A 12,409-nucleotide genomic window follows, 5' to 3' on the forward strand; every position below is an offset into this window, starting at 1 on the left:
GAAGTATCAAATCGCTGGAATTTGTCGTTCGGCTCCGCCAACTGAGCGAGATGCCGTGCCTGAAATGCCGGGCCAGAGCCTGGACGAACCGCTTCGCTGGAGCGAAGGGCACCTGCGGCCAAGGCCGCAGAGCGACATTTCTATCCGCTAGGGTTCCATAGCAGAGTTAATTTTTGGCTAACACCTTATTTCGCCTTGCGTTTTCGCGTTCTGATCAGCGCCGTAACGGCTTGCTACTTCAAAATGAGCTGGCTGCCTTATCGAAAGTGTTGCAGTTTGTTCGGTAGTTCTCGCGATTAATTGTATTTGGCCCCATGTAAGAGGCGAGAGACGGCTGTCACGAGTTGAACAGGCGCAAAAGGCTTTTTGATCGTGATGCTGTTGGGTACGCAACCGATTGGTTGATCGTTTGCAGCGGTGTCCGCTATATAAATTATTGGGAAGTCTGGATCGATCTCGCGAGCGGCCTTGGCGATGTCCCAACCACTCAAACTTCCTTTTGGATTGGTTTCGGTAACGAGCGCCCAGCACTTTCCGAGCTTAACTCGCAGCAGGGTCACGGCTTCTTCGGCGGACGCCACAATTGCGGCTTCAAACCCGGCATCGCTCAACGCGTGCTCTACAATTGATTGTAGGTAAGCGTCGTCCTCAATTACGAGAACCATAGGTCTTTCGCTCACGGACGCCTCCGCATAAGGTTCATTGACAAACTAAGCTTACTCACCTTCGGTCTTTCGTTCTATCCCCAAATAAGCGAACAGGTGCCAGCTAAATACCAGAAGCAAGCGCTCATTTGGCAACCTTTGGATTCGGATTCGCTGAATTATTGATTCCGATGATCTAGGTTAGCCCATGCTACGCAGATCTAGTTAGCGTGCGCTTGCCCGTCGCCATCCTCTCGCCGATAATCAATTTTGGTTGCCATCGCGCTGCCTCTAGGCGAGAGCAACCTTCTCCAACAATTGCATGATGAAAATGTCCTGTTGGAAGCCGATCAGGACCAATCGGACGATTCGTTCCCCGTCCGACGCGGATACCATTGCACCGATATCCGCCAAGCCGCTCGACAGCCTGTTGATCCACAGCCGGCCATCCGAGTTGAGCATCACCTCAACGACATCAGGACCGTCCGGAAAGCGCGCGATCGCAGACCCCAAAGCTGTGCGCAGCATGCCAGCTCCGCGCGAGATCGTCTCCGATCGAATGGAATGGATTTCCACCGCTGCCCCAAATATCTGAGGTCGCCTGCTCGCCCTCAGCTGAGGATGAATAGAAGAAGCTGGAAACGGCTTAGTGCAACAAGCGAGGTATTTAGTTCGTGGCCTGGCGTAGGAAAAGAAAGATCAAGAAATTTCCTTGGTCCAGACAGGGCAGCGCTGCCGCACGAAAAATGGCTTGAGAGATCAGCCGAACACAGGCGAGGTCACCATTCAGTCGCCTTCTGCTGCTCTGCTCCGGCAGAAATGCGGTCGATCGGGCGCGCCGGGACGGCCTCACCGTCGATCACCGGCTGCCAAGGCATCAGGCTGATCGCCACCTCCGCTCACCAGCGCCCGCCGACTCGCAGACAACGGTGACCTTGCCGGATCACCACCGAACGCAGCGATACTGTCCCGGACCAAGACCACTCCGGTCACGCGCCGACCTCCATTCGCGCGGGTGCTGCGGTAGCGCGCCCAGATGGGTGCGGAAGAAAGCCAGGATACGGGTGCGGGCGTCGCGCGCGGAGGTTTCGTGATAGCCGGCGCCCGCGACCAGTTTCGCAATCATCTTGTCGACAGCCGACAGGTCGTTCGGGTCGTGGTTGTTGAGAAACCCTTGGCCGGCGTCCGGATACACCTTGATATCGTGGTCGATGCCGGCCGCTGTCAGCTCGCGCTCGAGGATCGCGGGCACTCTGCTCACTGCCGGCCAGCGATCATTCGCGCCGTAGCTGGCGACGATGGGGCAGGCGCGTGGCAGCGCTCGCTCGGATTTTGGCGTGAGGCCGCCGTAGTTGACGCTCGCCACGGAAAACTCATGGTCGGCGGCCAGCATCAGGGCGAGCCCGCCGCCCATGCAGAAGCCGATGACGCCGGTCTTGCCGGTGCAGTCGCCGCGCGCGGCGAGCCAGGCGCGGGCGGCATCGAGATCGGGCAGCGGGTGAGCCGGATTGCGGATGGCGGCAAACAGGCACCTCCAACGCCAACCCCAATAGAACAAGTCCGGCGCGACGGCGAGAAACCCCTCCGATGCCAGCCAGTCGGCCTGAGCATGTAAGTCCCGGGTCACGCCCTCGGCGTCATGGATGACGACCACGCCTGGCCATGGCGCGGAGCCGGGCGGAGAGCTGAGGTAGGCGGGCATGTCGCCGCGCGCGGCAGGGATGCTCACGTCCGTCATCCCTGACCTTTCATCGGCAAGCCCGCCGCATGTTGAACGCCCGTCATGGCAGTTCCCTTGTGGGCCCTCGTCGAGGTAGTTGGCGCAGGCATGTTCGCCATCGGGATAGAACTCCAAAAGGTCAGGATCGTCAGAAAGGCGATGATGCCGACACCGGGATGGGCGCGCCGGACTTCGATGGCGCCGTCTGCATTCCCTGCCGTATGCCCTACATTACCAGCATGTTCATGCCCCGCGCAGCGACGGACCGTCCGCTTCCGGTGCCGAAAAACTCGAGAAACCTGGCGTTGATCAGCCAGTTCGTCGAAATCCCTGACGATGTCGTCTTCACAGTCGAGTACTCTGTGCGCGCCGCGCTCGCGCAGCCGACGCCGCTCTCTGCACTTATTGTCTGCGGGGCCAATCTCGATGGATAGATGCTAATCCCGATCAATGATGTTGTCGCGCGATCCCATGATCTGGTCGCTGAACGTAGGGAGGCGGACATGCACGGCCAGGCGCCGATTCGTCGTCTTCGTAGCACGCTAAAGCCGCAGGACTTCTCGGCCTGGGAGGAGGATATCGTGAGGACCATCACGGCCTGTATCAAGAGCCACCCCGTGCTGAGCTACTTCATCCTGACGTTCGCCATCTCGTGGGGCGGCTTCGTCCTCGCGGTCGGTCCGGGCGAAATCCCGGCCAACCCGAAGCAGTTCAAGACGATGCCCCTGTTAGCGATACCGGCGATGCTTGCGGGTCCCAGCGTCGCGGGCGTCGTGTTGACCGGCCTCGTTCATGGAAGATTCGGTTTTCGCGACCTCTTGACCAGGATGACGAGGTGGCGGGTGGGCGCTCGATGGTACGCGGTGGCGCTCCTTACAGCCCCACTCTTGTTTGGGGCGATATTACTCCCGCTGTCGCTCGTCTCCCAGGTATTCCTCCCCGGCCTGTTCGCATCGGATGCCAAGGTGTCGTTCGTGCTGGTGGGCATCGGGGTAGGACTTATCGTCGGCATCTTCGAGGAGCTGGGCTGGACGGGGTTCGCCGTGCCGACATTGCTTGGGCAGCGCTACGGGGGCCTTATCACAGGGCTTATCGTTGGGTTGCTGTGGGGAGCGTCGCACGTCCTTGGGAACGACATTTGGGCAAGCGCCGCTACCGCCGGAGAGCTCCCCCTGGCGCTCTTCATATTCCTGAGAGGCTTGGGGCTACTTGTCGGGGGACTTCTGGCCTACCGGATCCTAATGACGTGGGTTTACGAGCGTACCGGTGGAAGCCTGCTCTTGGCGATGCTCATGCACGCGAGCCTATCAGCCTCCACGTTCGTCCTCGGGCCTCTGGCGGGCCCAGGAGCGATGTCAGGGGCGTCTCTCTTGATTTATGACTTCGTATCCGGCGCCGCGCTTTGGGCCCTCGTCGCGGCGCTCGCCTTAGCTACCCAGGGGCGGCTCTCGCGGCAATCGGGACAGTAGTAGTCCGCACCCGCGACGACGTACCCGCGAGATAGCCACGCGGAAAAAATCGGAAACACGGCAGCTTCCACTTCGCCCGAGCGTTCAAGGTCGAGAAAGGCACGACGCCGCACCGCTACCATGGACATCTCCTTTGGTTGAAGCTCGTGCTAGGAGCCTGTCCATTTAGTCGTTTTGGCCGACTTCGACGAGAATATAATTCGCCAAAGTCTGCTATTCGGAGTCGACGCTTCCATTCGAGTCGTTGAGACGAATGCAAGTGAGAATATCATTCTCTGCGATTCCGCAATTTGCGACTAAATGGACAGGCTCCCAGCGGATTGCAGCGGCTGACAAGTCAGCTCCGCCTTCCAAATGACGGGGGCTTCCAATTTCCTCCGTCATTCAGGCGGATTTACGGGGACGAAGCCGGACCGCCGTTTGCGGGCCTCCGTTTCAAAATGCCCCTTCCGGCGTATTGCGCTGTTCCACCGAGTTCAGCCTCGATCCTGATCAACTGATTGTATTTTGCGAGACGGTCCGAGCGCGACAAAGACCCGGTCTTTATCTGCCCCGCGTTAGTGGCCACGGCGAGATCCGCAATCGTCGAGTCCTCGGTTTCCCCGGACCGGTGCGAAATGACGGCGGTGTATCCGGCGCGGTGCGCCATGGAAACCGCATCCAGCGTTTCGGTCAAAGAACCGATCTGGTTCACCTTGACTAAAATCGAATTGCCTACGCCTTTGTCGATTCCCTCAGCGAGCCTCTCGACGTTGGTCACGAAAAGATCGTCGCCGACGAGCTGACATCGGGATCCGATCCTCTCGGTCAGTACCTTCCAGCCACGCCAGTCGTCCTCGGCCATCCCGTCTTCGATCGAGGCAATCGGAAAGCGCTCCACGAGATCGGAGAGATATCGAGCCATTCCTTCCGAATCCAACGTCTTCCCCTCGCCCGCCAAGCAGTACTTGCCCTGCTTGAAGAATTCGGTTGATGCGCAATCTAGTGCCAACATCACATCTAAACCGGGCCGGTATCCTGCAAGTTCAATCGCTTTCATGATGAAAGTTAACGCTTCTTCCGCCGACTTCAGATTAGGAGCAAAGCCGCCTTCATCGCCCACGTTGGTGTTGTGACCGGCCTCCTTGAGGGCCCTGCGGAGAATGTGGAAGATTTCCGCACCGATCCGAATGGCCGCGGAGCAGGATTCCGCCCCAACCGGCATGATCATGAACTCCTGGAAATCTATCGGATTATCGGCATGAGCTCCGCCATTGATAATGTTCATCATCGGCACCGGCAAAACGTGAGCTGCAGCGCCGCCAACATACCGGTGGACCGGCAGGCCCGCAGCCGCAGCGGCTGCCTTGGCGACGGCGAGCGAAACGCCAAGAATGGCGTTGGCGCCCAGTCGCTCCTTGTTCTTTGTGCCGTCCAGCGCAATGAGGGCGGCGTCAATACCCCTCTGGTCGGTAGCGTTCATTCCACGCAGCGTATCGAATATTTCGCGATTGACGAAGTCTATAGCCTTCAATACGCCCTTTCCCTGGTAACGTGAAACGTCCCCGTCGCGCAGTTCGATCGCCTCATGGGCTCCGGTTGAAGCCCCGGACGGCACCGCCGCCCGGCCCATCGATCCGCCGTCGAGCATGACGTCCACCTCTACGGTGGGATTCCCCCGACTATCAAGAATCTGGCGGCCGACAATCTTCGAAATACTGGACATGACGATTTCCTATCTTGCCCAATCCCAGTTGGGCCGTACTTCATTCGGTGGCTTCACCACCTGCGGGTCGTCCACGAATCCTGCCTTCGCAAGCCCTTCCGACATCTGTCCGCCGGTCGCCCAATCGAGCAGCTCGACGGTATGAACGATCGGCGTACGCGTACCCTTGCCAATCTGCGTGATACAACCGAGATTGCCGGTCACGATGATTTGCGCCTTGGTCTTCTCTATATTGGCAACCTTACGGGCCCGGAGCAGACCTGCGATCTCGGGTTGCAGGATGTTGTAGGTCCCGGCGGAGCCGCAACAGATGTGCCCCTCCGGAATATCTTTCACGACGAACCCCAACTGCCTCAGAAGCTGCTTAGGTTGCTCTTTGATCTTCTGCCCGTGCTGCATGGAACACGCCGAATGATATGCGACCACGTGACCGGTCTTCCGGACGGGTGCGTCGAGTTCGAGTCCGCACAGATATTCGCTAATGTCCTTGGCAAGGGCAGACACCCGCGCCGCCTTTTCGCGATAAGCCGCGTCTTGACGTAGCATGAAGCCATAATCTTTCACCGTGGTCCCGCATCCCGAGGTGGTGATGACAATGGCGTCCAGTCCGTCCCGTTCAAGCTCTCTCGTCCACGCGTCGATGTTGCGCTTCGCGTCAACAAGAGCAGCCTGCTCGCGGCCCAGGTGATGGACCAGGGCGCCACAGCAGCCTTCTCCCGCCGGTAACACAACCTCAATACCGTGGCGGGTCAGCAAATCGACCGCAGCCTCGTTGATGCCGGGGGCGATTGCCCGCTGCGCGCAGCCGGAAAGAATCGCCACTCGACCCCGCTTTTCTCCGATCGCGGGAAAGGTGGCCGGCTCGTCCACGCGCGACGGTTTGATCCGAGGCGGCGGGGCAAGGTCAATCATAGCAACAAGCTGCGTACCGCCGGGGATTTTGGCAATCACCCCCCTGAATGGACGGGCCATGATCGCCCCGAACAGCGAAAGTCTCATCCGCGCCGGATAGGGAAGTGTCCAAGCCAGGACGTTTCTCAGGATCCGGTCGACTGGTGGGCGCCGGTATGTCTGCTCGATGTACGCCCGCGCGTGATCGACCAGGTGCATATAGTTCACACCGGACGGGCAAGTGGTCATGCAGGACAGGCAGGAAAGACAGCGATCGATATGCTTTACGATCTGCTCATTGGCCGGCTTCTCGTTCTCAAGCATGTCCTTTATGAGATAGATGCGACCCCGCGGGCTGTCGAGTTCATCGCCAAGCAGCAGATAAGTCGGGCAGGTAGCAGTGCAGAAGCCGCAATGCACGCAGGTACGAATAATCTTTTCGGATTCCCGCATGTGAGCGTCAGCACGGCTCGCCGCTGTAAAGTTCGTCTGCATGGTGGTCCTCGATCGTCGGCTTCAAATACCCGCGTACATCCGGCCAGGGTTCAGAATACGATTGGGATCGAAAGTCGATTTGAGCCCCGCCGTCAGTTTCCAAAGCGACGGCGGCAATGGCTCGTAGACGTCTAACGTGGCGCGGACGATGTAAGGAGCGCGCACGAGCGTCGCATGCCCGCCGCATCCTTGCATGGCACCCCGGATCGTCGCCGCTCCGGCATCTCCAGCAGCATCAACGGCGAGCCAAACCAGCCCGCCGCCCCAATCGTAGAAATGCCGCGTGCCAATCGCCCGTCCGATGCGCGTGACGACATCAGATGCCTTGGAGGGGGCAAGCGATAATCGCCAAACGGCGGCGTCGGCGGGCGCGCCGAGCGCGCGCGCATCCCGCGCTGAGCACCAAAATTCAACCGACGCCTTCTCATCCAGAACATTCGCTGTCCCGTGCGCCTTCCAGATCTTGGCAATTTCCCGGAGGCGGTACGCGACCGAGGCAGAAAAGCCTTCGAGGCGGACTACGGTCACCGACTCGGACGCAACTTTTCCCGGAATATGCGCCGCAGCTGAGACCTCGAAGGGAGATCCAAGAGCGGCGGACAGTGCTGCAATTCCGGTGCTGTCATCAAGACCACGCAAGACGAGGGACGATGAGCATTCAGGTTTTGGCACCACCTTGAAAATCACCTCGGTAAACACGCCGAGAGTTCCCCATGATCCACAAGTCAGTTTGACGAGGTCGAGGCCGGTGACGTTCTTCATCACCCGGCCACCTGATTTCACGATTTCACCGCGGCCGTTCGCGAGACGGACGCCGATCAGGCTATCCCGGCAGGCCCCGGCCAGGATGCGCCGCGGACCAGAAATGTTTGCGGCCGCGATACCACCCAGCGTCGCTTCGTTGGTGTCTCCCAATAGCGGCCGATAATCCATCGGCTCGAAGGGAAGCATCTGACCTCTCTCGGCAAGAGTCCGCTCGACCTCCGACAATGGAGTGCCGGCCTTGGCGCCGATCACCAACTCCGTTGGCTCGTAGAGCGATATGCCGGCGATACGTTTCGTTGAGAGCGACATTGCCGCCTGGCTCGGCCGGCCAATGGCGGACTTCGAATTGCCTCCTGCAATAGCGAGGGGCGTCCTCGAAGAGGACGCCGTAGCAATCGACTGAACCAATTCCTGCTCGTCCCGCGGCTCTAAAATCGTTTTCATGCGGTAAACTCCAAACGTCTATCCGACGATGCGGCCGTCAAGCGGAAACACCTTGTCCGCATTCAGCAGCCATTTGGGATCGAACACCGCGCGTACACGCATTTGCTGAGCCAGATCGACCTCGCTGAACTGGTATCGCATCAGGTCGCGCTTCTCGATGCCGACCCCATGTTCACCGGTGAGACATCCTCCTACTTCGACACAGAGTTTGAGAATGTCGTTGCCCGCAGCCTCGGCCTTCGCCTGTTCGGCGGCATCGTTGACGTTATAGAGAATGAGCGGGTGCATGTTGCCATCGCCGGCGTGAAAAACGTTGGCGACACGCAGACCATGTCCCCTCACGATCTCTTCGGTACGCTGCAATACATAAGAGAGTTTCCCCGTCGGCACCGTTCCGTCCATGCAGATATAGTCGGCGATGCGGCCGGTCGCGCCGAAAGCCGATTTCCGGCCCTTCCAGATTGCCGCCGTCTCTGTCGCAGATTTGCTTTCACGAATCGTCTTTACGCCATTCGCCTTTGCAATCTCGATGATGCGGGCGAGCGTGGCTTCCATCTCCGCTTCCGATCCCTCGACTTCGATGATCAGCAACGCCTCCACATCCAGAGGATAGCCGGCTTTCGCAAAGGTCTCGCAAATCTGGATTGCAGGCTTGTCCATGTATTCCATAGCGACCGGAATAATTCCAGCGCCGATAATTTCGGCGACCGTGGCAGCTGCGCCGCCGTGCGTCATAAACCCGAACATCACGGGTCGCGCACCCTCGGCCGACTTCAATATCCGGACCGTCGCCTCGGTAACGACGCCGAGTTGCCCTTCCGAGCCGACCACCAGCCCAAGCAAATCGAGGCCGCCGCTATCGAGATGGTCACCACCAATATCGACGATCGTCCCATCGATAAGCACCATCCTGACGCCGAGAACATTATTGGTGGTAACGCCATGTTTGAGGCAATGCGCTCCTCCCGAGTTGTTCGCAATGTTGCCGCCCACGGTACAGGCGAGCTGGGACGACGGGTCTGGCGCATAGAAAAATCCCTCATCTGACACGGCGCCCGTTATGGAAAGATTGGTGCTGCCAGCTTCGACCCGCATCGAACGGTCAGCAAAATTGATGTCGAGTATGCGGCTCATCTTGGAAACACCGAGAACGATCGCGTCCTCCTGCGGAATCGCGCCTCCCGCAAGAGACGTTCCCGCGCCGCGCGGCACGACCTTGACACCGTTCTCGTAACAGAACTTGAGAACGGCGCTGACTTCCTGGGTAGAAGCGGGAAGCACGACAGCAAGCGGGAGCTTGCGGTAAGCCGTGAACGCATCGGTCTCGAAGGCGCGACGCTCGTCCGTGGACGTGATCAAGCAGCCCGGCGATACGAGCTTCGCAAGCCCCTCAATGATGGCGTCGCGCCGCGCAATGATGGTCTGGTCGGGTTCGGGAAACGCGATCGCACTCATTGGCTTTCTCCCATTCTTTCAAAGGCCGGCGACTCTCTTATCGCCTTGCGCATTCAATTTTCGATCAAGTCGGTCCGCCTTCGTTTGGAACGGTCGCGATTCGCAGAAGGTTGGTCGTGCCGGACACTCCGAACGGCACACCGCCCGTGACTACGATGTTGTCACCGGCCTTTGCGAAACCCTCTTCAACCGCTGCTTTGCAGGCGAGCTTCGTCATCGAAGCTTCATCCGTCGCTTCCGTCGCGACAACGACCGAGTGAACGCCCCAGACGTAGGACAACCGGCGCGCAGTAGAAATATGCGGGGTGATGCTGAGAATAGAGGCGACCGGTCTTTCGCGGGATGCGCGAATACTGGAAAAGCCGGAGTTAGTGTACGCGACGGTCGCTTTGGCACGAGTCACCTGGGCCGTGCGCCGCAGCGCACAGCAAATTGCATCAGCGTGCGTCGAGCGCGGCTCCTCGTGCTGGGCATCGATGGTAGTTCGATAGTGCGGATCGCCTTCGACACGACGAATGATCGAGTCCATCATCGCGACCGCTTCAATCGGGTAGCTGCCGCTCGCCGATTCGGCCGACAACATCACGGCGTCCGTACCTTCGTAAACGGCAGTAGCGACATCCGACGCCTCGGCCCGGGTCGGGACCGGTGACGTAGTCATCGACTCCAGCATCTGGGTTGCGACAACAACCGGCCGCCCCTCGCGGTGGCACGCGCGTATCACTTGGCGCTGGATAACGGGCACCTCCTCGGGCGGCATCTCGACACCGAGATCACCACGAGCGACCATGACGCCGTCGGAGCGCTCCACAATTTCCGCGAGCCGATCGATGGCCGCTGGCTTTTCGAGCTTTGACATTATGAAAGCTCGGTTTCCGATGATGTCGCGTGCTTCGTCGATATCTTCCGGACGCTGCACAAACGACAGGGCGACCCAGTCGCAGCCGAGATCGAGCCCAAAAGCGAGGTCGCGCCGATCTCGCTCCGTCAGCGGCGACAAGGGCAGCACTACACTCGGAACGTTAACGCCTTTACGCTCGGACAGTCGCCCCCCGACAATGACCTTCGTCCGGGCAAACTCCGGTCCACACGCCAAGACCTCCAACCGCATCTTCCCGTCATCCAGCAGCAATGCGGTTCCAGGCTTCAGCGCAGCGAAGATTTCCGGATGCGGTAACGGCGCGCGCTGTTCGTCGCCCGGAGCCGGGTCCATGTCGAGTCGAAATTCGGCATCTGGCTTCAGCTGGATGGGTCCGTCGGCGAGCGTACCGATCCTCAGCTTCGGCCCCTGCAGATCCATCAAGATGCCAATCGGGCGACCCACATCGTTTTCGAGCAGCCTGATCGCGTCGAAACGCGCCTTGTGATCGGCATGAGAGCCGTGGCTGAAATTGAGCCGGAACATGTCCGCACCGGATTCGAACAGCGCCCTGATCTTCTCCGGTGAAGAACTGGCAGGGCCGAGCGTGGCCACGATCTTGGCATTGCGCCGACGTCGCATATCAAGACCTTTCATAGACGAGGATCGCACGAAAATCGTTGACATTGGTACGGGTCGGCCCCGTCACGAGCAGATCGTCAAGTCCGGCAAAGATCGTGTAGGCATCGTTGTTGGCCAAGGAGGCATTCAGATTCAGACCAGCTTTTGCAGCCCGGCTGATCGTATCTGGTAGCAGAAAGGCGCCAGCATTGTCCTCACTACCATCGATGCCATCGGTATCGGCTGCGAGCGCAGCGATTCCGCTCTGGCCATTTAGTGCGACTGCCAGGCTCAAGAGGAACTCTGCATTTCGTCCCCCTCGTCCACTGCCGCGAACCGTGACGGTGGTTTCTCCTCCGGAGATCAAGGCACAGGGAAGTTCGATCGGCTGGCCAAAGGCGGCGACCTGCCGCGCGATTCCAGCATGGACGAGCGCGACGTCGCGCGCCTCCCCTTCGATGGCATTGCCCAGTATCAACGGACGAAACCCGGCATCATGAGCGATCCGTGCGGCCGCTTCCATCGCATCCTGTGGTCTGGCGACGCAGACGTTCGCGACGTTGGCGAAGCTGGAATTGCCGAACTTGGAAGTTTGCGCCTGCGTGGCTTCCAGGTGCCGAATGACAGATCGCGGCGCCTCGATCCTGTACTTTTCGAGAACCGCGATGGCGTCGGCGCGCGTGGTCATATCGGGCACGGTCGGGCCGGAACCGATCACAGAAAGATCGTCACCAGGAACGTCGGAAATGATCAACGAAACGACCCGGGCAGGAGCCGCTGCGACTGCCAGCTTGCCTCCCTTGATTGCGGACAAGTGCTTGCGTACGCAATTCATCTCACCGATATGAGCGCCGCTTCTCAGGAGGGAACGGTTGATCGCTTGTTTGTCTTCGAGCGCGATGCCCTCGGCCGGAAGCGCCAATAACGACGAAGCGCCCCCCGACATCAGGCACAGCACAAGATCTTCCGGCGCTAGGCCGCGCACTTTGTCCAGGATGCGCTGAGCGGCCTCAAGTCCCGAAAGATCCGGCACCGGATGTGCTGCCTCGATAACTTCGATCCGTTCGCAAGGCGCCCCGTGCCCATATCGTGTGACTACCAAGCCTTCGAGAGGGCCCTGCCAGTGCTTCTCGACCGTGGACGCCATGGCCGCTGCGGCTTTGCCGGCTCCAACCACGACGGTTCGGCCCTTCGGCGGTTTCGGCAGAAACCGCGGCAAGCATAGACTTGGAGAAGCCGCCGCCACAGCCGCCTCGAACATGTCATGGAGAACTCTGCGTGGTTCCGAGGCCATCCAGTCTTCCCTGAGAAGCCAGTTCAGTTGACCGTCCGTGGATATCG

At 59.7% G+C, this 12,409-nt stretch carries 9 protein-coding genes and 2 pseudogenes; 2 read left to right on the forward strand and 9 right to left on the reverse strand.

Annotated features, from left to right (window positions below; genetic code table 11):
* Positions 1–296: 296 nt before the first annotated feature.
* From M2427_RS07215 to M2427_RS07225, 3 genes and pseudogenes are all read right to left on the reverse strand, one after another.
* Positions 297–680, reverse strand: coding sequence for a response regulator (locus M2427_RS07215; RefSeq protein ID WP_280705518.1), 384 nt, complete (start codon positions 678–680; stop codon positions 297–299).
* Between the two features lie 318 nt (positions 681–998).
* A pseudogene (locus M2427_RS07220) lies at positions 999–1,220 on the reverse strand (P-type conjugative transfer ATPase TrbB); the annotation flags it as partial.
* A 367-nt stretch (positions 1,221–1,587) separates the two neighbouring features.
* The gene (locus M2427_RS07225; protein WP_280705519.1) at positions 1,588–2,499 is read right to left on the reverse strand and encodes a dienelactone hydrolase family protein; all 912 of its coding nucleotides are present in this window, start codon (positions 2,497–2,499) and stop codon (positions 1,588–1,590) included.
* 56 nt (positions 2,500–2,555) lie between these two features.
* On the opposite strand from M2427_RS07225, the pseudogene M2427_RS07230 reads away from it, so the two are divergent.
* Positions 2,556–2,738: pseudogene (locus M2427_RS07230) on the forward strand (oleate hydratase); the annotation flags it as partial.
* 129 nt (positions 2,739–2,867) lie between these two features.
* The gene (locus M2427_RS07235) at positions 2,868–3,833 is read left to right on the forward strand and encodes a CPBP family intramembrane metalloprotease (RefSeq protein ID WP_280705520.1); all 966 of its coding nucleotides are present in this window, start codon (positions 2,868–2,870) and stop codon (positions 3,831–3,833) included.
* A gap of 394 nt (positions 3,834–4,227) precedes the next feature.
* Here M2427_RS07235 and eno read toward each other — a convergent pair whose 3' ends face one another.
* The 6 genes from eno to M2427_RS07265 all read right to left on the reverse strand — a co-directional run bounded on the left by eno (position 4,228) and on the right by M2427_RS07265 (position 12,362).
* Positions 4,228–5,538: a phosphopyruvate hydratase gene (eno, locus tag M2427_RS07240; protein ID WP_280705521.1), complete on the reverse strand. Its 1,311-nt coding sequence runs from the start codon at positions 5,536–5,538 to the stop codon at positions 4,228–4,230.
* Positions 5,539–5,547: 9 nt separating this feature from the next.
* A complete protein-coding gene (gene glcF / locus M2427_RS07245; RefSeq protein WP_280705522.1) occupies positions 5,548–6,924 on the reverse strand; it encodes a glycolate oxidase subunit GlcF in 1,377 nt (458 codons plus the stop codon).
* A gap of 21 nt (positions 6,925–6,945) precedes the next feature.
* Complete coding sequence (gene glcE, locus M2427_RS07250; protein WP_280705523.1) at positions 6,946–8,133, reverse strand: glycolate oxidase subunit GlcE; 1,188 nt, start codon at positions 8,131–8,133, stop codon at positions 6,946–6,948.
* Positions 8,134–8,151: 18 nt separating this feature from the next.
* The gene (locus M2427_RS07255; protein ID WP_280705524.1) at positions 8,152–9,588 is read right to left on the reverse strand and encodes an FAD-linked oxidase C-terminal domain-containing protein; all 1,437 of its coding nucleotides are present in this window, start codon (positions 9,586–9,588) and stop codon (positions 8,152–8,154) included.
* A 64-nt stretch (positions 9,589–9,652) separates the two neighbouring features.
* Positions 9,653–11,089, reverse strand: a complete 1,437-nt coding sequence (pyk, locus tag M2427_RS07260) for a pyruvate kinase (protein ID WP_280705615.1) — start codon at positions 11,087–11,089, stop codon at positions 9,653–9,655.
* 1 nt (position 11,090) lies between these two features.
* A complete protein-coding gene (locus M2427_RS07265) occupies positions 11,091–12,362 on the reverse strand; it encodes a glycerate kinase (RefSeq protein WP_280705525.1) in 1,272 nt (423 codons plus the stop codon).
* Between the last annotated feature and the right edge of the window lie 47 nt (positions 12,363–12,409).

Source organism: Bradyrhizobium sp. BR13661 (assembly GCF_029892425.1).
Taxonomy (GTDB): Bacteria; Pseudomonadota; Alphaproteobacteria; order Rhizobiales; family Xanthobacteraceae; genus Bradyrhizobium.

What these genes read in the sequence shown, in the direction of transcription:
- M2427_RS07235 (WP_280705520.1), top strand. Translation starts at nt 2,868, where the DNA reads ATGCACGGCCAGGCGCCGATTCGTCGTCTTCGTAGCACGCTAAAGCCG.
- eno (WP_280705521.1), bottom strand. Translation starts at nt 5,538, where the DNA reads ATGTCCAGTATTTCGAAGATTGTCGGCCGCCAGATTCTTGATAGTCGG.
- glcF (WP_280705522.1), bottom strand. Translation starts at nt 6,924, where the DNA reads ATGCAGACGAACTTTACAGCGGCGAGCCGTGCTGACGCTCACATGCGG.
- glcE (WP_280705523.1), bottom strand. Translation starts at nt 8,133, where the DNA reads ATGAAAACGATTTTAGAGCCGCGGGACGAGCAGGAATTGGTTCAGTCG.
- M2427_RS07255 (WP_280705524.1), bottom strand. Translation starts at nt 9,588, where the DNA reads ATGAGTGCGATCGCGTTTCCCGAACCCGACCAGACCATCATTGCGCGG.
- pyk (WP_280705615.1), bottom strand. Translation starts at nt 11,089, where the DNA reads ATGCGACGTCGGCGCAATGCCAAGATCGTGGCCACGCTCGGCCCTGCC.
- M2427_RS07265 (WP_280705525.1), bottom strand. Translation starts at nt 12,362, where the DNA reads ATGGCCTCGGAACCACGCAGAGTTCTCCATGACATGTTCGAGGCGGCT.